Genomic DNA, 21,898 nt, shown 5'->3' with positions numbered 1-21,898 from the left:
CTCGCGGGACATGGTCGATCGCATGCCGAGGGCCGTCGGCATCCCGAGGTGACGCCGGCAACGCGTACCGGTGGCCGGGGCGAACCGGGCACCGGACTCCGCCGGCCGACCCCTGGCGCCACACCGCCAGGCCGGCAGGATCGCGTCCGCGAGCACGGACACGCTGACCCGGGCAGCCGAGCGAGGGGCTCCAGGCGCGGAACACCGGCTCAGGGGAGAGCGCGGCGCATCAGGACCCGGGGGAACCCGCCGGCGACGGCGTCGGTGTCCGCGGCCTTGGTGAACCCGGCCCCCTCGAACAGGCTCCGGGTGCCGACGAAGGCCATGGTCGGGTCGACCCTCCGGCCCCTGTTGTCGGCCGGGTACCCCTCGACGGCGGGAGCGCCCTGGGACGCGGCGTAGTCCACCGCCCCGCGGACCAGCGCGTGCGCGATCCCCCTGCCGCGATGACCTGGACGCACGCGGATGCACCACAGGGACCACACGGGCAGGTCGTCGACGTGGGGGATCTTCCGGGAGCGCTCGAAGGGCAGGTCCGCCCGCGGCGCGACCGCGGCCCAGCCGACCACCTCGCCGCCGTCGTAGGCGAGCACTCCCGGAGCGATCGGGCGGCCGGTCAGTTCGCGGACGTACTCGCGGCGTGCCGGTCCGACGAGTTCGCGGTTGGTCCTCGAGTCGAGTCGGTGGCTGAGACACCAGCACACGTTGGAGGCCGGGTTCTTGGGACCGAGCACGACCGCGACGTCGTCGAACCGCGTCCGCGTCGCCGGCTCGATCTCCACACCCACTCGGCCACGCTAGCGCCGGCGGCAGTACCCGACCACGCCCACGGGTGCCGCCCGGGAGCCCGACGCGCGGAGCACCGGCCACCGGCCGGCACCGCGCCGTCAGTCCTCGGGCAGCCGCACCGGTGCGAGCTCGTCGAACAGGTCGCCCGGGCCGGGGTTGTCCGGGTGGCTGCGCCCGCCGAGGTGGTGGACGACGCCCCACACGGCGTTGAGCGCCGTCTGCACCGCGCCCTCGGCCCAGCCGGCGGTCCAGGAGATGTCGTCGCCGGCGAGGAACAGGCCGCGGTACTGCTCGGGCAGCTCGTCCTGCTTGAAGTGGGTGAACAGCCGCCGCTGGTAGCGGTAGTGGCCGGGCAGGTTGGCCTTGAACGCGCCCATGAAGTCGCGCTCGGACTCCCAGGACACCGTCACCGGCGAGGCGATGACGTGCCGGCGCAGGTCGACGTCGGGGTAGATCTCGCGCAGCGAGGCCAGCATGACCTCCATGCGCTCGGTCGCCGACAGCGGCAGCCACTTCAGCGAGTCGTCGGCCCAGGTGTAGCTCAGGCAGATCAGCCCCGGCTGCCCCTCGCCCTGGTCGAGCAGGTAGGTGCCGCGGGTCATCCGGTCCGACAGGGTCATGCTCATCCGGTGCCGGCCGGTCCGCGGGTCGACGTCCTTCCAGAACGGCCGGTCGACCAGGCAGAACAGCTTGGTCGAGCCCATGTAGTGGGTGCGCTCGATCGCCGTCCAGTGGTCGATCGGGAACAGCTCCTCGTCGCAGACGATGCGGGAGAGCAGGTTCCAGCTCTGCGCGGTGAAAACCGCCGCCTGGTACGTCCGGATGCCGCCGGCCTCGTCGGTGACGGTCAGGCAGTTCGGCGCGGTCCGGTGCAGCCGGGTCACGCCGGGCAGCGGCCGCCCACCCGGGTGCAGCGACGCCAGGCTGGTGCCGGCCGGCCAGTGCACCGGCGACCCGACCTCGCGGCGCCACAGCCCGACGGGGATCTGCTGGCTGCCGCCCACGATGGACAGGTGGTCGTCGTCGGCAGCGGTGTAGACGACCCGCAGGATCTCGAGCATCGAGTTCGGGTAGTCGGTGTCCCAGCCGCCGGTGCCGAAGCCGACCTGCCCGAAGACCTCGCGGTGCCGGAAGGAGCGGAACGCGGGCGACGCGGCGAGGAAGCCGTAGAAGGTGGTGTCGTCGAGCTGCTCGACCAGCTCGTCCCAGATCACCTTGATCGTCTTGACGTCGCGGTCGCGGATCGCCCGCTGCATCTCCTCGAGGCGGGCGCCGCCGACGAGCGTCGCGTGCCAGGCGTCGGCGACCTCGCGGTAGAGCGGGGGCAGGTCGTCGAGGGTGCGCGCGTAGTGCGCCTCGCCCTTGAGGTCGACGACGGTGCTGGGGGTGGCGACGTCGAGCGGGTTGGGGAAGCGCGTCGTCCGCAGGCCCAGGTCGCGCACGTAGGAGAACAGAGCGGTGGACGACGGCGGGAAGCGCATCGCACCCATCTCGGCCACCACGCCGGGGTGGCCGTCGAAACCGACCGAGCGCAGCCGGCCGCCGATCTCGTGGGCCTCGTAGACGACGGGCTTGAGGCCCAACCGCAGCAGCTCGTAGGCGGTGACGATGCCGGACAGGCCGCCGCCGATGACGGCGACCTCGGTGCCGTGCGCGGCTTCGGGGACCTCGCCGAGCCCGGCCGGGGAGGCCAACCAGTCGTCGTAGGCGAAGGGGAAGTCCGGGCCGAACATCGTCAGCGGCCGGGCCGGGCGCTCCTCGCCCGGCTCGTGGGCGGCGACGGGGATGGCGGAGGTCATGCGCGGGTCTCCGGAGGGTAGAGCTCGGGGCGGCGGTCGGCCAGGTGGGTGTTCACCCGGCGTGATTCGATGAGGACGGCGGGGTCGACGTCGGCGAGCAGCAGCTCCTCGCCGCGGCCGGCCCGCGCCAGCTCGGTGCCGTCGGGGGCGATGACGCAGCTGGCGCCGCAGTAGACGAACTCTCCCTCGACACCGGTGCGGTTGGTGTAGGCGAGGAACACCTGGCTCTCGTAGGCGCGGGCCGGCACGAGGACGGTGCCGACGTGGCCGTAGGGGTCCATCAGCCCGGTGGGGACGACGAGCAGCTCGGTGCCGGCCAGGGCGTGCGCCCGCACCGCCTCGGGGAACTCGACGTCGTAGCAGACCAGCAGCCCGACGGTGACTCCGTCGAGGCGGAACTGCACGACCCCGACGTCGCCGGGCACGAACGCGTCGCGGTCGACGTCGCCGTACAGGTGCGCCTTGGCGTAGCCGGCGAGCAGGCTGCCGTCGGAGTCGGCGACCACGACGGTGTTGGCGATCCCGGTCGGGGTGCGCACCGGCAGCCCGACCGCGATCGCCAGCCCGTGCTCGGCGGCGATGGCGGCCACCCGGTCGGTCAGCGGCCCGGGCACCGGCTCGGCCAGCTCGGCGACCCGGTCGGCGCCGATGGCGTAGCCGGTCAGCGACATCTCCGGGGTCACCAGCAGCCGGGCGCCGGCCGCGGCCGCGCGGGCGGCGGCCGCGGCGACCGCCGCCAGCCCGGCCTCGGGGTCCGGCGTCTCGGCCGGGCCCTGCAGCAGCGCGATCCGCACGGTCAGCCGCCCGTGCGCAGGGCCGAGCGCCGGTATCCGTAGCCTAAGTACACGGCCAGGCCCAGCAGCATCCAGGCGAGGAACACCAGCCAGGTCGCCGAGCCCAGGCCGAACACCAGCAGGACGCAGAACAGCACGCCGAGCACCGGGGTCAGCGGGTAGAGCGGTGTGCGGAAGCTGCGTGGCAGGTCGGGGCGGGTGCGGCGCAGGATCAGGACGCCGACGTTGACCAGCGCGAAGGCGAACAGCGTGCCGATGCTCGTGGCGTTGGCCAGCTCACCGAGCGGGATCAGACCGGCCAGCAGCGCGATGAGGAGGCTGACGATGACCGTGTTGGCCACCGGGATCCGCCGGCGGGCACTGACCCGCGAGAACACCGGGGGCACCAGGCCGTCGCGCGACATCGCGTAGAGGATGCGGGTCTGCCCGTAGAGCACGGTGAGCACCACGCTGGCGATCGCGATGACCGCGCCGATGGAGAGCAGCACCGCCGTCCAGGTCTGGCCGGTGGCGAGGGTGAGCACGTCGGCGAGGGCGGCCTCCGAGCCGCTGATCTGCGGCCACGGCACCGCGCCGACGGCGGCCAGCGCCACCAGGCAGTAGACGACGGTGACCACGAGCAGCGACAGGATGATCGCGCGGGGCAGGTCGCGCCGGGCGTCGCGGGCCTCGTCGCCGGCGGTGGAGGCGGCGTCGAAGCCGATGTAGGAGAAGAAGGCCTGCGAGGCCGCGGCGGTGACGCCGGCGATGCCCATCGGCAGGAACGGCGCCAGGTTGCCGGCGCGGAAGGCGGTGAAGGCGACCACGCAGAAGAACAGCAGGACGCCGACCTTGACCACGACCATCGCGGCGTTGACCCGCGCGCTCTCGCTGGTGCCGCGCAGCAGCAGCACCATGGCGAGCAGGACGACGGCGATCGCGGGGACGTTCACCACCCCGCCGTCGCCGGGCGGCGCGGACAGCGCGACGGGCAGCACCGTGCCGATCGTGTTGGCGGCGAGGTCGTCGATGTAGGCGCCCCAGCCGACGGCGACCGCGGCCACCGAGACGCCGTACTCGAGCATCAGGCACCAGCCGCAGACCCAGGCGACGAGCTCGCCCATGGTGGCGTAGGTGTAGGAGTACGAGGACCCCGAGACCGGGATGCTGCCGGCCAGCTCCGCGTAGGACAGCGCCGAGAACAGCGCGGTGACCGCGGCGAGCACGAAGCCGAGGACGACGGCGGGGCCGGCCAGCGGCACCGCCTCGCCGAGGATGACGAAGATGCCGGTGCCCAGCGTGGCCCCGATGCTCAGCGCGGTCAGCTGCCACAGGCCCATCGACCGGCGCAGCCCGTGCCCACCGGCCTCCTCGTGCTGGGCGACGATGACGTCGACCGGCTTGATCCGGAACAGCTGGCTGCCGCGGGCCGGTGCCGGGGTGCCCGTCCCGCTCCTGGTGGTGTGCACGTGCGCTCCTCTGCGGCCGGGGCCGGCGTCGTCCACCCAGGGTCCTCCGACGGTCCCTGTGGCGTGGGTCGCAGGGAGCATCACCACCGGTTGCTCACTTGTCAACCACGGTTTCCTAAGCGGACGGCGGAGCGGCCGCCCTCCCTTCGGACAGCGCCGGGGCGAACACCCACAGCACGCGGGTGACCCCGTCGGTGCGCAGCGAGCGGAAGCCGTGCTCGGCGCCCGGCGAGAAGGTGAACGCGTCGCCGGGCCCCAGCGCGGTCACCTCACCGGCCACGGTCACCTCGAGGTCGCCCTCGAGGACGAAGACGAACTCCACCTCGGCGGGCAGCGCGTAGGCCTCCTCGCCACTGCCGCCGCCCGGCGCGATCTCGGAGAGGATGGCCTGCACCCGCCGCTCACCGGCGGGCGTGAGCAGGTACTCGGTCAGCCCCCGGCCGCCGAACGCGATCGGCGGGTAGCTGCCCGCGCGCACCGCCTCGCCACCCGGTGCGGCCTCGAACAGGCTGCCCGGCGAGATGCCCAGCGCGGCGCACACCCGGACGAGGGCGGCCACCGAGGCGCTCGCCTGGTCGCGCTCCAGCTTGCTGAGGAACCCCTTGGTCAGCCCGCTGGCCTCGGCGACGTCGGTGAGCGTGAGCCGGCGCGCCTGCCGGACGGCCTTGAGCCGCCCGCCGATCCGCGGCACCCCGGCCTCGGACACTGCCTCCATCACACCTCCCCGGTCCTCGCGGACAGTAGTTCCCCGCCCGGCGTTGACAAATGGGAAACACGAGTTGACAGTGGCGTGCGACCCGGACGGGGGAGCCCGTCCTCGCGCACCCCGTGGGAGACCCCGTGCAGGAGCAGCCCCCGATCGGCCCCACCGACGCCACGCGGATCCCCCGCTACGCCGGACCGCCCACCTTCGCCCGGCTGCCGCGGTTCGACGACGTCCCTCGCGCCGACGTCGCCGTCCTCGGGGTGCCGTTCGACTCCGGGGTCAGCTACCGGCCCGGCGCCCGCTTCGGCCCGGGGCACGTGCGGGCCGCCTCCAAGCTGCTGCGGCCCTACAACCCGGCGCTCGACGCCACCCCCTTCGGCACCCAGCAGGTGGCCGACGCCGGCGACATCGGCGTCAACCCGTTCGACCTCGGCGAGGCGATCGAGACCATCGACCGCGAGGTGACCGCGGTGCGCGCCGACGGCGCCCAGCTGCTCACCATCGGCGGCGACCACACGATCGCGCTGCCGATCCTGCGCTCGCTGACCCGCGACCACGGCCCGGTCGCCGTCCTGCACTTCGACGCCCACCTCGACACCTGGGACACCTACTTCGGCGCCCCGTACACGCACGGCACGCCGTTCCGCCGCGCCAGCGAGGAGGGGCTCATCGACCTGCAGCGCTCGCTGCACATGGGCATCCGCGGCCCGCTGTACAGCAAGCAGGACCTCGAGGACGACGCCGTGCTCGGCTTCCAGGTGATCCGCTCCGACGACTACGAGGTCGACGGCGTGCGCAGCATCGTGGAGCGGATGCGCAGCCGGCTGACCGGCGGCCCGGTCTACGTGTCGGTCGACATCGACGTCCTCGACCCGGCCCACGCGCCGGGCACCGGGACGCCGGAGGCCGGTGGCCTGACCAGCCGCGAGCTGCTCAACACGCTGCGCGGGCTGGTCGGGCTCGACGTCGTCGGCGCCGACATCGTCGAGGTGTCCCCGCCCTACGACCACGCGGAGCTGACCGGCATCGCCGCGGCCCACGTGGGCTACGAGCTGCTGTCGGTCCTCGCGCTCAACCGCGCCGGCGCCTGAGCCGTCGTCAGAGCCCGGCGTCGGCGGACGCCGGGCCCTGCGGGCCCCGGGTGCCCCAGGCGTAGGTCTGCTTGGCCAGGCCCAGGTAGAGGTGGGCCTCGGTGGACTCCACGCCCTCCACCGCGCGGATGCGGGCGACGACGTCGAGCAGCTGGTCGTCGTCCTCGCAGACCACCTCGACCAGCAGGTCGACCGACCCGGCCGTGATGACGACGTAGTCGACCTCGGAGAACTTGGCGATGCGGTCGGCCGCGGTCCGGGCGTCGCCGCTGGTGCGCACGCCGACCATCGCCTGCCGCGAGAAGCCGACCTGCAGCGGATCGGTGACCCCGACGATCTGCATGACGCCGGCGTCGAGCAGCCGCTGCACGCGCTGCCGGACGGCGGCCTCCGACAGCCCGACGGCCGCGGCGATGCGCGCGTAGGGACGGCGGCCGTCCTCCTGCAGCTGCTCGATGATCGCCCGCGAGACGTCGTCCAGCACGAACTGCCGACGGATGGTCATCCCGGTCCTCCCCGCGCGTCGTCCCGGCGGACCCGGGCCCCCGGATGGTAGCCAGGCCCGGCCGCTCACAGCATGGCCCGTCGGGGTGGCTCGACGCTTCGATCCGGGCACTTCCAGCCGATCCGGACGACGGGATCCGCAGCTGGATCGATCCCCGAGCAACGCGTCGCAGCGCCCGGTCGGCCCGTCGGCGCGGGTGCCGAGGACGGCGACCGGCCGTCGTGCCGCCGCCGGACTAGAAGCCCAGGGCCCGCCAGGTGGCAGGCCCGACGATCCCGTCGGCCACGAGCCCGGCGCGCGCCTGGAAGTACCGCACCCGGGCGTCGGTCCTCGGACCGAAGTCCCCGTCGACGGCGAGTGGCGGCAGGCTCGGGTACCAGCGGTTCAGCGTCTCCTGGAGCCTCCTGACCGCATCCCCCGTGCTGCCCAGCCGCAGCACCGGCATGGGAGGCGGCGGTGGGGGTGGCGGTGTGGTGCCCTGCACCACCTGGTTGAGCCGGTCCACGGTCAGACCGCCGTTCGCGGCCCACCACATCAGCTCGACGTGCCCGTGATCGGTGTGCGGCGAGGACCCGGAGTACGGGCGCCAGTCCGGGGCGATCGAGGACCAGATCCGCCGCTGGTGGATGACGCACTGGACACCGAGCTCCTGGGAGTTGAGGCGGAAGGTGTCCATCACCCCCCAGGACCAGTCGTTCCCGACGGGTGTGCCCAGGTCGGCGGCACGTCCCTCCGCGTGGAGGCTGAGCACGGCTCCGCCACTGACCGGACGACAGTTGTAGATGCCGAGGTTCGTCGCGCCCCGGTTCCCGTAGGCGCCGAGCCACCAGGACATCAGGTTCCGTGCGCCCTGGGTGGGACCTCCGGTGCAACTCCGTGCGCCCTGGTATCCCCCGATCTGGATGGTCACCGGCCGACGTCCTCCGGTGCGGGCACCGCGTGTGGCGCCGGCTCGACGAACTCCGGGTCCGCCGGGTCGTCGATGGGACGGAGAGGGGGTTCGGCGCTCTCCCCCTCGGGTCCGAGCGCCACTTCCGGGTCGGCGTCCAGCTCGTTCGGCAGCCCGGGGTCTCGGTCCGACACGACGCACCTCCTCCATCTCGTCGGGACCGGCTTGTCGGCGGGTCCCCGTCGGCGCCCCTCCGGAACCGGGCACCTCCGCATCCGCGGGTTCGTACTCTGCTCGCGCCGGTGAGTGGTTGACCACGGCCGGTCGCCACCGTTCCGGCTCGGCGCGCCGGCCCTGCGGCGCGGCCACCACGAGGAGGTCCCCAGGGCGCTACCGGACGTGCGGGCCGAGGGCGGCGTCCCGCCCGTTCCGACGCCGACCGGACGAGGTGGCCGCCCACGGAGGCGGTGCTCCCGCGGTCACCGGGGTCGGCATCCCGGCGGCGGCTGACCGGGACGCCTCGTCCCGGCCGGCCGACCCCGGTCAGCCCACGGTCCGCACCAGCCGGCGCAGCTCCGCCACCACCACGCACACCCGGCCCAGGAGGTCGTCGGGGGCGGACGTGGCCTGCTCGCGGACGGCGGTGAAGCGGGCCAGCGCGGTCGCGTGCCGGTCGGCGAAGGCGTCCGCGTCGCCGTCGGCGTCCCGCAGCAGCGCCGCCACGAGGGCCCACCGCAGCTGGTCCACCTCCTCCCGCAGGGCCGCGCGGGCGGCGACGGCCCAGTGCGACATGCCGGCCTCCTCCGCGGTCCAGGCGTGCACCCGCGGGAGCGCCAGCAGCTGCTCGACGGCGGCGTCAGCCTCGACCACCCGGCCGATGCCGACCCCGGCGGTGCGGGCCACGCCGGCCAGGTCGACCAGGTCGGCCCGGCACCCGAGGACGGCGACCCGCGCGGCCAGCTCCGGGGTCGCGCCCGCGGCGGTCAGCTCGGCCCGCAGCGTGCGGGCCCGGTTCCCGGCGGCGCCCGGCCGGTCCAGCCACGCGGCCGGCTCGAGCTCGGCGACGACGGCGGCCAGCGCCGGTGCCACCGCGGTCAGTGCCGCGGGGTCGGGGTGGACCCGCAGCAGCCGGTCGGCCGTCCGCTCGGTGGCCGCCTGCAGCTCGGGCAGCGCCAGCCGCTCCACGGCCAGCGGCACCCCCTCACCGACGCGGCCGTCCACCCGCGCCCACAGGGGGGCGAGGTCGAGCACCTGCGTGGCGACCGTGTAGGCGCGGGCCGCCACCGGGGTGGGAACGCCGGAGCGCTCCTCCAGCCGCAGCAGGAAGCCCGGGCCGACCCGGTTGACCAGGTCGTTGGCCAGCTGGGTGGCGGTGATCTCCCGGGCCAGCGGATGGGCGGCCACCCGGTCGGGCCAGCGCTCGCGCACCGCCCGCGGGAAGTAGGCGGCCAGCACCCCGGCCACCGACGGGTCGTCGGGCAGGTCGCTGCGCATCAGCTCCTCGCGCACCAGGTTCTTGGAGTGCGCGAGCAGCACCGCGGCCTCGGGCCGGGTGAGCCCGGCCCCGGCCTGGCGCAGCCGCTCGACCTCCGCCTCCGACGGCAGCCCCTCGAGGTCGCGGTCCAGGCCGTGCCGCTCGAGGTCGCCGATCAGCTGCGCGTGCCGGTCGAGCAGGAACGGCGCCTGGGCCGCGCACACCGACAGCGCCCGGGCCTGCAGGGCGTTGTCGGCGAGCACCGCCGCGGCCACCTCGTCCTCGACCGAGCGCAGCACCGCGTCCCGCTCGGCGCGCGGCACACCGACCAGCAGGATCTTGAGGTTGACCTCGCGGTCGGAGGTGTCCACGCCGGCGGAGTTGTCGATGAAATCGGCGTTGAGCGCGACGCCGGCATGGGCCGCCTCGATCCGCGCGCGCTGGGTCAGCCCCAGGTTGCCGCCCTCCCCCACCACCCGGCAGCGCAGCTCCCGGGCGGTCACGCGGACGGCGTCGTTGGCGCGATCGCCGACCTGCGCGTCGGTCTCGTCGGCGGCGCGGACGTAGGTGCCGATGCCGCCGTTCCACAGCAGGTCGACCGGCGCCCGCAGCACCGCCCGCACCAGCTCGGCGGGAGGCAGCTCCTCGGCGTCCACCCCGAGCCGGGCCCGCACCTGCGGCGAGAGCGGCACGCTCTTGGCGTCGCGGCGGTGCACACCACCGCCCGGGGACAGCGCCGAGCGGTCGTAGTCGTCCCACGACGAGCCCGGCAGCGCGAACAGCCGGCGGCGCTCGGTCGCCGACCGCGCGGGGTCGGGGTCCGGGTCGAGGAAGACGTGCCGGTGGTCGAAGGCCGCCACCAGCCGCAGCTCGTCGGACAGCAGCACCCCGTTGCCGAAGACGTCGCCGGACATGTCGCCGACGCCGACCGCCGACAGCGGACCGTCGGGGTCCACGCCCAGCTCGCGCAGGTGCCGGCGCACCGAGACCCAGGCGCCGCGGGCGGTGATGCCCATGGCCTTGTGGTCGTAGCCGCTGGAGCCGCCGGAGGCGAACGCGTCACCGAGCCAGAAGCCGCGGCGCTCGGCCACCTCGTTGGCCAGGTCGGAGAAGGTGGCCGTGCCCTTGTCGGCGGCCACCACCAGGTAGGGGTCGGGCCCGTCGTGCACCACGGTGCGGGCCGGGTGGACGACGCGGTCGCCGTCGCGGTCGTCGGCCACGTCCAGCAGCGCGTCCACGAAGGTGCGGTAGGCGCCGGCCACCCGCTCCTGCACCGCCGCGCGGTCCAGGCCGCGCAGGTCGTCGCGGACGACGAACGCGCCCTTGGCCCCCGCGGGCACGATCACCGCGTTCTTGACCATCTGCGCCTTGACCAGCCCGAGCACCTCGGTGCGGAAGTCCTCCGGGCGCTCGGACCAGCGCAGCCCGCCGCGGGCCACCCGGGCACCGCGCAGGTGCAGCCCCTCCATGCGTGGCGAGCAGACGAAGGTCTCCACCTCCGGCCGCGGCCTGGGCAGCAGGTCCAGCTGCGCGGCGGCGATCTTCAACGCCAGGGCCGGCCGGGGTGCTCCCGTGGCGTCGGCCTGGTAGCGGTTGGTGCGCACCACGGCGGCGAGCACGTCGCGCAGGCCGCGGAGGATGCGGTCGGAGTCCAGGCTCGTCGTCCGGGTGAGCAGCTCGGCCAGGTGCTCGGCGGCCGACGCCGCGGCCGCGGGGTCGGCGGCGTCGGGGTCGTGCCGGGCGGCGAAGTGCGCCAGCAGCGCGCGGGCGAACTCCGGCGCGCCGAGCACCGTCTCCTCGACGTAGCCGCGGGACAGCCCCAGCCCGACCTGGGCGAGGTACCGGCAGGCGGCGCGCAGCACGGCGACGTCGCGCACCGGCAGGCCGGCCCCGACGGTCAGCCGGGAGAGGCCGTCGAGCTCGGTCTCCCCCGCCCAGGCCGCGGCCAGGGCCTGCTCCAGCCGGGGCAGCGCGGTGGCCGCCGCCGTCCCCTGCGGCAGCAGCAGCTCCAGCCGGGTGGCCGGCGCACCGTCGTCCCCGGGGACGGCGACGGCGTCGGCCACCCGCACGCCGAGCCGGTCGAAGACCGGCACCACGTCGGCGAGCAGCGGCCGGGCGGCCGGCCAGGTGGCCAGGCCGCACACCCGGTCGCTCCCGGCGGGGCCCTCGGGGCGCAGGGTCAGCCGGCGATGCCCACTGGCCGGCTTCCGCGACCCGGTCCGCTCCTCGCTCGCTGGCGCTCGCTGCGATGCTCCCGGGTCTGTCAGCCGGCGGTCGGAGCCGGCGGCTGGGGCGCTCACTTCCCGGCGTGCGCGTCGAAGGCGGCGTCGAGGACGTCGAGCCCCTCGGTGAGCAGGTCCTGCCCGATGACCAGCGGGGGCAGGAAGCGCAGCACGTTGCTGTGCGTGCCGGCGGTCAGCGTGATGACGCCCTCGGCGTGGCAGGCCTTGGAGATCGCGTTGGTCAGCGCGGCGTCGGGCTCGGTCGTGCCCGGCTTGACCAGCTCGACGGCCAGCATCGCGCCGCGGCCGCGGACGTCGCCGACCACGCCGCTGCGCTCGGCCAGCGCGTGCAGCCGCGGGAGCATGGTGGCCTCGATGGCGCGCGCGGCGGCGTTGAGGTCGTGCTCGCGCATGGTACGGATGGTGGCCAGCGCGGCGGCGCAGGCCACCGGGTTGCCGCCGTAGGTGCCGCCCAGGCCGCCGGTGTGGACGGCGTCCATCAGCTCGGCGCGGCCGGTCACCCCGGCCAGCGGCATGCCGCCGGCGATGCCCTTGGCCGTGGTGATCAGGTCGGGGACGACGCCCTCGTGCTCGGAGGCGAACCACGCGCCGGTGCGGCAGAAGCCGGTCTGCACCTCGTCGGCGATGAACACCGCGCCCGAGCGGCGGCACCAGTCGGTCAGGGCCGGCAGGAAGCCCGGCGCCGGGACGACGAAGCCGCCCTCGCCCTGGATCGGCTCGATGAGCACCGCGGCCACGTTGGCGGCGCCGATCTGGGTCTCGATCAGGTCGATCGCCCGCGCGGCGGCCTGCTCGCCGGTCATCCCCGGCTCGTCGCGGTACGGGTAGGACATCGGGACCCGGTGGACCTCGCCGGCGAACGGTCCGAAGCCGTGCTTGTACGGCATGTTCTTCGCCGTCAGCGCCATCGTGAGGTTGGTGCGGCCGTGGTAGGCGTGGTCGAAGACCACGATGGCCGAGCGGCCGGTGGCGACCCGGGCCACCTTGACCGCGTTCTCCACGGCCTCCGCGCCGGTGTTGAACAGCGCCGAGCGCTTCTCGTGGTCGCCGGGGGTCAGCCGGTTGAGCTCCTCGGCGACGGCGACGTAGCCCTCGTAGGGCCCGACCATGAAGCAGGTGTGGGTGAAGGCGGCGACCTGCGCCTGGACGGCGGCCACGACCTCGGGCGAGGCGTGGCCGACGTTGGTGACCGCGATCCCCGAGCCGAGGTCGATGAAGGAGTTGCCGTCGACGTCGACGACCACGCCGCCGGAGCCACGCTCGATGTACACCGGCAGGACGCTGCCGACGGCGGAGGTGACCGCCCCGGCACGGCGGGCGGCCAGCTCGCGCGAGCGCGGGCCGGGCAGCTCGGTGACCAGGCGCCGCTCCTGGGCGACGGTGCCGGGTCCGGTGAGCAGGTCGGTCATCACGGTCTCCTCGTGGGGGCTGCCTCCCCCGACGGGGGAGGTCCTCGTGTCCAGGGTCCGTGGCGTGCGTCTCCCCCGGTACCGTCCGGATCGGCACCCCCGGGGCGTCCGGGTGTCCAGATCGTCGAGAGGTCCTCCCCGTGCCGGTCACCGTCGCGACCCTGCTCGGCACCGCGTCGCTCGAGCTGACGCTGCACACCCGCAGCGCACCGGTCGACCGTGCCGTCTCCTGGGTGCACGTCAGCGAGCTGGCCGACCCCACGCCGTTCCTCGCGGGCGGCGAGCTGCTGCTGACCACCGGCCTGGCGCTGGCGCCGGAGGGGACCGGCGAGTACGTCCGCCGGTTGGCCGCGGCCGGCGTGGTTGGCCTGGGCCTGGGCACCGGCCTGAGCCACGCGCAGGTGCCCGCCGAGCTGGTGGCCGCGGCCGACGAGCACGGCCTGGCGGTCCTCGAGGTGCCGCGGCAGACGCCGTTCATCGCCCTGTCCCGCACGGTCTCCGGCGCACTGGCCGCCGAGGAGTACGCGGCGGTGACCCGGACCTCGACGGTGCAGCGGGAGCTGACCCGCGCCGCGGTCGCCCCCGGCGCCCCGGGCACCGTCGTCGACCGGCTGGCCCGGCACCTCGGCGGCTGGGCGCTGCTGGTCGACGCCGCCGGGACGCCGCTGGAGGCCGCGCCGCCGTCCGCCCGGGGACGCGCCGGCGACCTCACCGCGGCGGTCGACCGGCTGCGGACGGCCCGGCCCCCGGCCGGGGCGGCGCTCACCCAGCCCGGCGAGACGGTGCTGCTGCAGTCGCTGGGCACCGGCTCGCGGGTGCGCGGCTTCCTCGCCGTCGGGCGGCCGGGGCCGTTCCCCGCGGGCGACCGGCACGTGGTCAACGCGGCGGCGCTGCTGCTCACGCTGCGGCTGGAGCAGTCCCGGGCGCTCGACAGCGGTACCGCGGCGCTGCGGGCCGCGATCCTGCAGCTGCTGCTGGCCGGGCAGCGCGCCGCGGCCGGGCCGGTGGTGGCGGCGCTGGGCGAGCGGCTGCCGGACGGGCCGGTGCTGGTGCTGGCCGTGCTGGGCACCGCCGAGCAGCGGGCCGCGGCCGTCGACGTGGCCGCCGACGCGGCCGCTCACGTCCGCGAGCCGGTGCTGTCGGCCGAGCTCGACGACACCCTCGTCGTCCTGGTGCCGGCCGACGGCCCGCTGCCCGGACGGCTGACCGTGCTGCCCGAGCGGGTGCCCGGCACCGTCATCGGGACCGCACCGCCGGTGCCGTGGGACCGGCTGGCCGACGGCGTGCGGCAGGCCCGGCAGGCAGCCGGGCACGGGCGGGCCGCCGGACAGCCGGTCACCGCCTTCGCCGACCTCGCCGGCCGGGGCCTGTCCGCCCTGCTCGACCCCGGGGCCACCGCGGCCTTCGCCGAGGCCGCGCTGGCGCCGCTGGTCGCCGCCGACCGGGCCGGCCCCGGCGACCTGGTCGAGTCGCTGCGGGTCTGGCTGGCCGCGCACGGGCAGTGGGAGCCGGCCGCGGCCCGCCTGGGCGTCCACCGGCACACCCTGCGCAAGCGGATCCGGCGGGCCGAGGAGCTGATCGGCCGCGACCTGGACTCCCCCGGCGTGCGCGCCGAGCTCTGGCTCGCCCTGCACCCACCCTCGACCTGAGGAATCCGTCGTCCCGATCTGGGAGACTGGACAGATCAGCGGTCGGCGGTGACGATGGCCACCGGATCAGCGGTCCCGGCGACTCCGGGATGCACGACGAGAGGACCCCCGGTGAGCGAGAAGCTCGAGCTGCGCAACTTCGTCGGCGGAGAGCACGTCGACGCCACCGACGGCCGTCGGATGGACCTGGTCGACCCGGCGACCGGGGAGGTGTTCGCCTCGGCCCCGGTGTCGGCGCCCGAGGACGTCGACCGCGCCTACACCGCGGCGGCGGGCGCCTTCCCGGGCTGGCGGGACGCCACCCCCTCGGAGCGATCCCTGGCGCTGCTCCGCCTCGCCGACGCGATCGAGGCGCACGCCGACGAGCTGGTGGCGCTGGAGAGCCGCAACACCGGCAAGCCGCTCGGGCTGACCGCGAGCGAGGAGATCCCGCCGATGGTCGACCAGATCCGGTTCTTCGCCGGCGCCGCGCGCAACCTCGAGGGCAGGGCGGCCGCGGAGTACCTGGCCGGGCACACGTCCTGGAGCCGGCGCGAGCCGGTCGGGGTCATCGGCCAGGTGACGCCGTGGAACTACCCGATGATGATGGCGGTCTGGAAGTTCGCGCCGGCCATCGCGGCCGGCAACACCGTCGTCCTCAAGCCCAGCGACACCACGCCGGCGACGACGCTGCGGATGGCCGAGCTGGCCGCGGAGTTCCTCCCGGCGGGTGTCTTCAACGTCGTCTGCGGCGACCGGGACACCGGCCGGGCGCTGGTCGAGCACCGCACCCCGCAGATGGTCTCGATCACCGGATCGGTGCGGGCCGGCATGGCGGTGGCCGAGTCGGCCGCACGCGACGTCAAGCGGGTGCACCTGGAGCTGGGCGGCAAGGCCCCGGTCGTCGTCTTCGACGACGCCGACCTCGAGGCCGCCGCCGAGGCCATCGCGGTCGCCGGCTACTTCAACGCCGGGCAGGACTGCACCGCCGCCACCCGGGTGCTGGCCGGGCCGGGCATCCACGACGACTTCGTCGCGGCGCTGACCGAGCAGGCGAGGAACACCCGGACGACGTACGAGGGCGGCGCCGGCGACGAGGACGCGCTCGTGCCCCCGGTGAACAACGCCAACCAGCTCGCGCACGTCACCGGCTTCCTCGACCGCGCCCCCGACCACGCCGAGATCACCGCCGGCGGCCGCCGGCTGGGCGACCGCGGCTTCTTCGTCGAGCCGACCGTCGTGGCCGGGCTGCGGCAGGACGACGAGATGGTGCAGAACGAGGTCTTCGGCCCGGTCATCACCGTGCAGCGGTTCTCCGACGAGGAGCAGGCCCTCGCCTGGGCCAACGGGGTCCCGTACGGGCTGGCCTCCAGCGTCTGGACGAGGGACTTCGGCCGGGCGATGCGGATGAGCAGGGCGCTGGACTTCGGCTGCGTCTGGATCAACACGCACATCCCGCTGGTCGCCGAGATGCCGCACGGCGGCTTCAAGCACTCCGGCTACGGCAAGGACCTGTCGATGTACGGGTTCGAGGACTACACCCGCGTCAAGCACGTCATGGCCAACCTGGACAGCTGAGGCGCCTTCCCCGGCCAGGGCGCCTGGACGGGTCGATCATGGGGTTGTTGCAGGCGACACCCGCGGTCACGCCGCCCGAGCCGGCAACAACCCCATGATCAACAGCGGTCGAGGGACGACCGTGCTGGGTCCCGGCCGCCTCGAGGTCTCAGCGTCGGCCGGGGGTCCCTCGGCCTGGGATGGCCCCCTCCAGAGGCTCGCCGCGAGCTTGCGAGCGGTGGGGAGGAGGGGGTCCTTCCTCAGACGTCGATGCCGGTGAGCACGAGGACGCGCTCCTCGGTGAGGTCCTCCATCGCCGCGTGCACGCCCTCGCGGCCGGTTCCGGAGTCCTTCACCCCGCCGTAGGGCATCTGGTCGGCGCGGAAGCTCGGCACGTCGCCGACCACCACTCCCCCGACCTCGAGCACCTGCGCCGCGCGGAAGGCCACCTGCAGGTCGCGGGTGAAGACGCCGGCCTGCAGCCCGAACCGGCTGTCGTTGACCCGCGCGAACGCCTCGTCGACGGAGTCCACGGTGTCCAGGACGACGACCGGCCCGAAGACCTCCTCGCAGGACACCTTCGCGTCGGCCGGGACGTCGGTGAGCACCGTGGGCGCGTAGGTGGCGCCGTCGCGGGTGCCGCCGGTGAGCACGCGCGCGCCCGCGGCCACCGCCTCGTCGACCCAGCTCTCCACCCGCCGGGCGGCCTGCTCGTCGATCAGCGGCCCGACGTCGGTCGCCGGGTCGGTCGGGACGCCGGTGACCAGCCCCTCCACGGCCGTGACGACCCGCTCGGTGAGAGCGGTCGCGACGTCCCGGTGGGCGAGCACCCGCTGCACCGCGATGCAGGACTGCCCGGCCTGGTACATCGCGAAGGCGGCGATGCGGGAGGCCGCCCAGTCCAGCGCCGCGTCGTCCTGGTCGGGGGCGACGACGGCCGCCGCGTTGCCGCCGAGCTCGAGGGTCACGTGCTTGCGCGGCACCGACTCGCGGATCGACCAGCCGACCGGCACCGACCCGGTGAAGGACACGACCGGCAGCCGCGGGTCCTGCACCAGCCGCGCGGCGACGTCGTTGGGCACCGGCAGCACCGACCAGGCGCCGGCGGGCAGGTCCGTCTCGGCCAGGATCTCCCCGAGCAGCAGGGCCGACAGCGGCGTGGCGGGCGCGGGCTTGAGCACGATCGGCGCCCCGACGGCGATCGCCGGCGCGACCTTGTGCGCCACCAGGTTGAGCGGGAAGTTGAACGGCGCGATGCCCAGCACCGGGCCGCGCGGAACGCGCCGCACCAGTGCCATCCGCCCGGTGGCCGCGGGGTCGGTGTCCAGCCGCTGCAGGCTGCCCGACCAGCGCCGCGCCTCCTCCGCGCCCCAGCGGAAGGTCGACACCGCGCGCGCCACCTCCAGGCGCGCCCACTTGAGCGGCTTGCCGGACTCGGCGGTGATCAGCGCGGCGACCTCCTCGCTGCGCTCGGCCAGCCGCCGGGACACGGAGTCGAGGGCGGCGGCCCGCGCGTGGGCGGGCAGCGCGGCGCAGGCGGCGCGGGAGGAGGAAGCGGCCGACACCGCGGCCTCGACGTCCTCGGCGGTGGCGTGCGTCGTCCGGCCGGCCTCGGCGCCGTCGAACGGCGAGCGGACGGCGACGACGTCGGTGCCGGTCCGGGGCTCCCCGGCGACCCAGTAGGGGGTGGGCATGCGTCCTCCTCGGGACGTGGGCGGTGTCCCCGCTGAATCTGCGAGACGCGACGCCCACCGGCCAGTGCCGGTCCGTCCACCGGGAGAGGTGCCGACGCACCGACCTGGCACGCGGCCGCGCCTCTACGGTGAGCCGCGGTCCCGCACGGACGTCGTCTGGAGGAGCCGTGGTCCACACCGAGACCGACCCGGTCGGGAGGAGCGCGCTGCGCAAGGTCGCCTGGCGGCTGGTGCCATTCCTCGGGCTCCTCTACTTCGTCAACTACCTCGACCGCACCAACATCGGCTTCGCCAAGCTGACGATGAGCGAGGACCTCGGCCTCACCGAGACGATGTTCGGTCTCGCGTCGGGGTTGTTCTTCATCGGCTACCTGTTCTTCGAGGTGCCGAGCAACCTGGCGCTGCACCGCTTCGGGGCCCGCCGCTGGATCGCCCGGATCATGGTCAGCTGGGGCGTCGCCGCGAGCGCGATGGCCTTCGTCGACTCGGCGGGCTGGCTCTACGCGCTGCGGGTGCTGCTCGGGATCGCCGAGGCGGGTTTCTTCCCCGGGGTCCTGCTCTACCTGACCTGGTGGCTGCCGCGCGCCCGGCGGGTGCAGCTGATCGGGGCCTTCCTCGTGGCCGTTCCGCTCTCCTCCGCCCTGGGCGCACCGCTCTCGGGCGCGGTCATCCAGTACGGCGACGGGCTGTTCGGACTGGAGGGCTGGCGGGTGATGTTCCTCGTCGAGGGGCTGCCCGCCGTGCTGCTCGGCGTCGTGTGCTGGTTCTACCTGACCGACCGGCCCGAGCACGCCCGCTGGCTCACCCCCGAGGAGCGCGGCTGGCTGACCCGCACCATCACCGCCGAGGGGGAGACGCCCGGCCGGGAGGCCTCGCCGTGGCGGGCGATGGCCGACCCGCGGGTGGTCGGTCTCGGCTTCGTCTACTTCGGCGTCGTCTACGGGCTGTACGCGGTGTCGTTCTTCCTGCCGACCGTGGTGGCCGGCTTCGCGGAACGCTTCGACGCCGACTACTCGATCTTCGAGACCGGTGCGATCGTCGCGGTCCCGTTCCTGGCCGGTGCCGTCACGATGGTGCTGTGGAGCCGGCACTCCGACCGGACCGGTGAACGGCGCTGGCACCTGGCCGTCCCGGCAGCCCTGGGTGGGGTGACCATCCCGGTGGCGCTCTACCTCGACTCGCCCTTCACCGTCATGGCCGTCATCACCCTGACCGCGATCGGCATCTGCTGCGCGCTGCCGGTGTTCTGGCACTTCCCGCCGCTGATCCTCACCGGCGCGGGCGCCGCGGCGGGCATCGCACTGATCAACTCGCTGGGCAACACCGCCGGGTTCGCCGCCCCCTACCTCACCGGGTGGATCTCGGATGCCACCGGCAGCATCCGGCCGGCGCTGTGGCTGGTCGGCATCGCCATGCTGCTGTCGGCGGGCGGTGCCCTCCTGCTGTCGCGCCGCCGGGCACCCGTTCCGACGACGACCGGCGGGCGCGACGCGGTGCTCGACTGAGCGCCGGTTCCCGGGCAGGCCGCGGTGCTTGACTGAGGGGGTGACCCAGGCTCCCGAGTGGTCGTCGACCGTGCTGACGGCGCTGCTGGACGCACTTCCCGCCGACCGCGTCCTGGCCGACGACGACGTCGTCGGCGGCTACGTGCACGACGAGGCCGAGTGGGCGCCGCACGGCGCGCCGCTCGCCGTCGTCCGCCCCCGGTCCACGGTGGAGGTGCAGGCCGTGGTGTGCGCCTGCCTGGCGCACCGGACGCCGCTGGTGCCGCGCGGGGCCGGCACCGGCCTGTCCGGCGGGGCGAACGCCGTCGACGGGTGCGTCGTGCTCTCCACCGAGCACATGCGCGACGTCGTCGCCATCGACCCGGTGGAGCGCTACGCCGTCGTGCAGCCCGGCGTGGTCAACGACGACCTGCGCGCCGCCTGCGCCGAGCAGGGCCTGTGGTACCCGCCCGACCCGGCCAGCTCCCCCTGGTCGACCATCGGCGGCAACGTGGCCACCAATGCCGGCGGCGTGTGCTGCGTCAAGTACGGCGTCACCCGCGACTACGTGCTCGAGCTCGAGGTGGTCAACGGTCTCGGCGAGGTCGTGCGGCTCGGGCGGCGCACCGCCAAGGGCGTCGTCGGCTACGACATGGTCGGGCTGATGGTCGGCTCCGAGGGCACCCTGGGCGTGGTCACCGAGGTGACCGTGCGGCTGCGGCCGGCGCGGGCGCCCGAGCGCACCGTCGTCGGCTACTTCGACTCCGTGGTCGACGCCGGGCGGGCGGTCGAGGCGGTCGGCGCGGCCGGGGTGACGCCCTCGGCCCTGGAGCTGGTCGACCGGCACTGCCTGGCCGCCGTCGACGAGTGGAAGAACATGGGCCTGTCGGTCGACGCCGCCGTGGTGCTGCTCGGCCGCACCGACGCCCCCGGCCCGGCCGGCGACGCCGAGGCCGACGCGATGCTGCGCAGCTTCGAGCTCGGCGGCGCCACGTGGGCCGCGGCGTCCACCGACCCGGCCGAGGCCGAGGCGCTGATCGCCGCGCGCCGGCTGGCCTATCCGGCGCTGGAGCGGCTGGGTCCGCTGCTCACCGAGGACGTGTGCGTGCCCAAGTCCGCCGTCCCGGAGATGCTCGCCCGGATCGAGGCGGCGGCCGTCCGCAACGACGTGCTCATCGCCAACATCGCGCACGCCGGGGACGGCAACCTGCACCCGCTGCTGATCACCCCGCCCGGCGATGCCGAGGCGCGGGCCCGGGCGCAGGTCGCGTTCGGCGAGATCATGCGCGACGCCGTGGCGCTGGGCGGGACGGTGACCGGCGAGCACGGCGTCGGCCTGCTCAAACGCGACGGGCTGGCCATCGAGCTGGCCCCGGCGGTGGTCGCGATGCAGCGCGCGGTCAAGACCGCGCTCGACCCGCACGGCATCCTCAACCCCGGCAAGGTCTTCCCCGACGAGGGCAGCGCGTGAGCGCCGACGACTTCCCCGAGCACGTCGCGGTCCAGCGGCCCGACGGCCGCCGGGTGCACGCGTGGCGGCGACCGGGCAGCACCCGGCCGGTGCTGGGCATCCACGGCATGAGCAGCACCTCGCGGCTGTGGGCCTGGACCCTCGCCGCGGCGCCGGACGTCGACCTGGTCGCCGCCGACCTCAGCGGCCGCGGGCTGAGCACGCCGCGGTCGGACGCCTCGACCCTGGCCGGGCACGTCGCCGACCAGCTCGCCGTCCTCGACGCGCTGGAGCTGGAGACCGTCGACGTCCTCGGCATGTCGCTGGGCGGCTTCATCGCCGTGCAGCTCGCGGCCGCCGCACCGGAGCGGGTGCGCAGCCTGACCCTGCTCGACGGCGGGCCGCCGATGGTGCGCCGGCCCACGAGCCGGGAGCAGCTGGAGGCGGCCTTCGCCGACCGCACCGCCCGGCTGGGCACCGACTGGCCCGACCTGGCGAGCTACGTCGACTTCGTCGTGACGAACACCGGGCCGCTGCTCGACCCCGCCGACCCGCACCTGGCCACCTGCCTGGCGCACGACCTGGAGCGGGGCCGGGACGGCGGCCGGGTGCGGCTGGACGGCCGGGCGCTGGTCGACGACGCCGCCGACGTCTTCCTCACCGACACCGCCGCCGACGCGCTGCGCCGGCTCTCGGTGCCCACGCAGCTGCTGCACGCCGAGTGGAGCGTCGGCGCCGGGTCGCCGCCGGCCTACACGGACGAGGAGGTGGCTGCGGTGGTGGCCGCGTCCGACGGCCTGGTGACGGCGGAGCTGCTGCGCGGGCACGACCACGCGGGCGTGGTGATGAGCGACTCGGGCGCAGCTGCCTCGGTGCGGGCGCTGCGCCGCTCCTTGGCGGGCTGACCCCCGGGTCACGGTCCGCGGGTGGCCGGCTTT

The 21,898-nt window shown here is 75.0% G+C and carries 17 protein-coding genes; 6 read left to right on the top strand and 11 right to left on the bottom strand.

All coding sequences use genetic code 11. The features are described 5' to 3' along the window. Positions 1–209: 209 nt before the first annotated feature. The 5 genes from BUB17_RS11735 to BUB17_RS11715 form a co-directional block, all read right to left on the bottom strand. Positions 210–788 (bottom strand): GNAT family N-acetyltransferase, encoded by a 579-nt coding sequence (locus tag BUB17_RS11735; RefSeq protein ID WP_072918171.1) that lies wholly within the window; start codon positions 786–788, stop codon positions 210–212. A 99-nt stretch (positions 789–887) separates the two neighbouring features. Then, on the bottom strand, positions 888–2,588 hold the full coding sequence (locus BUB17_RS11730; RefSeq protein WP_072918169.1) for a flavin monoamine oxidase family protein: 1,701 nt from the start codon (positions 2,586–2,588) through the stop codon (positions 888–890). After that, positions 2,585–3,382 (bottom strand): carbon-nitrogen hydrolase family protein, encoded by a 798-nt coding sequence (locus tag BUB17_RS11725; RefSeq protein ID WP_083606280.1) that lies wholly within the window; start codon positions 3,380–3,382, stop codon positions 2,585–2,587. The genes BUB17_RS11730 and BUB17_RS11725 overlap by 4 nt, the downstream gene beginning before the upstream one ends. A 2-nt stretch (positions 3,383–3,384) precedes the next feature. Next, positions 3,385–4,830, bottom strand: coding sequence for an amino acid permease (locus tag BUB17_RS11720; RefSeq protein WP_208983378.1), 1,446 nt, complete (start codon positions 4,828–4,830; stop codon positions 3,385–3,387). Positions 4,831–4,945: 115 nt separating this feature from the next. Further along, positions 4,946–5,545, bottom strand: coding sequence for a helix-turn-helix domain-containing protein (locus tag BUB17_RS11715; RefSeq protein ID WP_072918295.1), 600 nt, complete (start codon positions 5,543–5,545; stop codon positions 4,946–4,948). A gap of 125 nt (positions 5,546–5,670) precedes the next feature. Here BUB17_RS11715 and speB point away from each other — a divergent pair, with 125 nt between their 5' ends. Next, positions 5,671–6,627, top strand: coding sequence for an agmatinase (gene speB / locus BUB17_RS11710; protein ID WP_072918166.1), 957 nt, complete (start codon positions 5,671–5,673; stop codon positions 6,625–6,627). A gap of 7 nt (positions 6,628–6,634) precedes the next feature. Here the strand turns inward: speB and BUB17_RS11705 are convergent, their stop codons facing one another. From BUB17_RS11705 to gabT, 5 genes are all read right to left on the bottom strand, one after another. Then, complete coding sequence (locus tag BUB17_RS11705) at positions 6,635–7,132, bottom strand: Lrp/AsnC family transcriptional regulator (protein ID WP_072918164.1); 498 nt, start codon at positions 7,130–7,132, stop codon at positions 6,635–6,637. A 235-nt stretch (positions 7,133–7,367) separates the two neighbouring features. Further along, positions 7,368–7,967 (bottom strand): peptidoglycan-binding domain-containing protein, encoded by a 600-nt coding sequence (locus BUB17_RS11700; RefSeq protein WP_072918162.1) that lies wholly within the window; start codon positions 7,965–7,967, stop codon positions 7,368–7,370. Between the two features lie 71 nt (positions 7,968–8,038). After that, positions 8,039–8,215, bottom strand: coding sequence for a hypothetical protein (locus BUB17_RS26830; RefSeq protein WP_175561343.1), 177 nt, complete (start codon positions 8,213–8,215; stop codon positions 8,039–8,041). A gap of 349 nt (positions 8,216–8,564) precedes the next feature. Continuing rightward, a complete protein-coding gene (locus BUB17_RS11695) occupies positions 8,565–11,639 on the bottom strand; it encodes an NAD-glutamate dehydrogenase domain-containing protein (RefSeq protein WP_072918161.1) in 3,075 nt (1,024 codons plus the stop codon). Positions 11,640–11,791: 152 nt separating this feature from the next. Continuing rightward, entirely contained in the window at positions 11,792–13,147 is a 1,356-nt protein-coding gene (gene gabT / locus BUB17_RS11690; protein WP_072918159.1) for a 4-aminobutyrate--2-oxoglutarate transaminase, read from the bottom strand. 140 nt (positions 13,148–13,287) lie between these two features. On the opposite strand from gabT, the gene BUB17_RS11685 reads away from it, so the two are divergent. Both BUB17_RS11685 and BUB17_RS11680 read left to right on the top strand, forming a co-directional pair. Further along, positions 13,288–14,796, top strand: coding sequence for a helix-turn-helix domain-containing protein (locus BUB17_RS11685; protein ID WP_072918158.1), 1,509 nt, complete (start codon positions 13,288–13,290; stop codon positions 14,794–14,796). Positions 14,797–14,907: 111 nt separating this feature from the next. After that, positions 14,908–16,353, top strand: coding sequence for a gamma-aminobutyraldehyde dehydrogenase (locus BUB17_RS11680; protein ID WP_072918156.1), 1,446 nt, complete (start codon positions 14,908–14,910; stop codon positions 16,351–16,353). Positions 16,354–16,592: 239 nt separating this feature from the next. Here BUB17_RS11680 and BUB17_RS11675 read toward each other — a convergent pair whose 3' ends face one another. Continuing rightward, entirely contained in the window at positions 16,593–18,026 is a 1,434-nt protein-coding gene (locus BUB17_RS11675) for an aldehyde dehydrogenase family protein (protein WP_072918155.1), read from the bottom strand. Between the two features lie 167 nt (positions 18,027–18,193). On the opposite strand from BUB17_RS11675, the gene BUB17_RS11670 reads away from it, so the two are divergent. Genes BUB17_RS11670 through BUB17_RS11660 form a run of 3 tightly spaced genes read left to right on the top strand, consistent with a single transcriptional unit; the run spans position 18,194 to position 21,865 of the window. Next, on the top strand, positions 18,194–19,531 hold the full coding sequence (locus tag BUB17_RS11670; protein WP_072918153.1) for an MFS transporter: 1,338 nt from the start codon (positions 18,194–18,196) through the stop codon (positions 19,529–19,531). Positions 19,532–19,571: 40 nt separating this feature from the next. Then, positions 19,572–20,981, top strand: coding sequence for an FAD-binding oxidoreductase (locus BUB17_RS11665; protein WP_175561339.1), 1,410 nt, complete (start codon positions 19,572–19,574; stop codon positions 20,979–20,981). Then, complete coding sequence (locus tag BUB17_RS11660) at positions 20,978–21,865, top strand: alpha/beta fold hydrolase (protein ID WP_083606277.1); 888 nt, start codon at positions 20,978–20,980, stop codon at positions 21,863–21,865. Before BUB17_RS11665 ends, BUB17_RS11660 begins: the two co-directional genes overlap by 4 nt. Positions 21,866–21,898 lie beyond the last annotated feature (33 nt).

This window comes from Geodermatophilus obscurus (assembly GCF_900143215.1).
GTDB lineage: Bacteria > Actinomycetota > Actinomycetes > Mycobacteriales > Geodermatophilaceae > Geodermatophilus > Geodermatophilus obscurus_A.
This window is presented reverse-complemented; position numbering and strand designations above follow the sequence as displayed.

Bases quoted from the DNA above. Each gene is read 5' to 3' on its own strand.
- BUB17_RS11715 (WP_072918295.1), bottom strand. From the start codon at position 5,545: ATGGAGGCAGTGTCCGAGGCCGGGGTGCCGCGGATCGGCGGGCGGCTC.
- BUB17_RS11700 (WP_072918162.1), bottom strand. From the start codon at position 7,967: ATGTCCTGGTGGCTCGGCGCCTACGGGAACCGGGGCGCGACGAACCTC.
- gabT (WP_072918159.1), bottom strand. From the start codon at position 13,147: ATGACCGACCTGCTCACCGGACCCGGCACCGTCGCCCAGGAGCGGCGC.
- BUB17_RS11675 (WP_072918155.1), bottom strand. From the start codon at position 18,026: ATGCCCACCCCCTACTGGGTCGCCGGGGAGCCCCGGACCGGCACCGAC.
- BUB17_RS11705 (WP_072918164.1), bottom strand. From the start codon at position 7,132: ATGACCATCCGTCGGCAGTTCGTGCTGGACGACGTCTCGCGGGCGATC.
- BUB17_RS11730 (WP_072918169.1), bottom strand. From the start codon at position 2,588: ATGACCTCCGCCATCCCCGTCGCCGCCCACGAGCCGGGCGAGGAGCGC.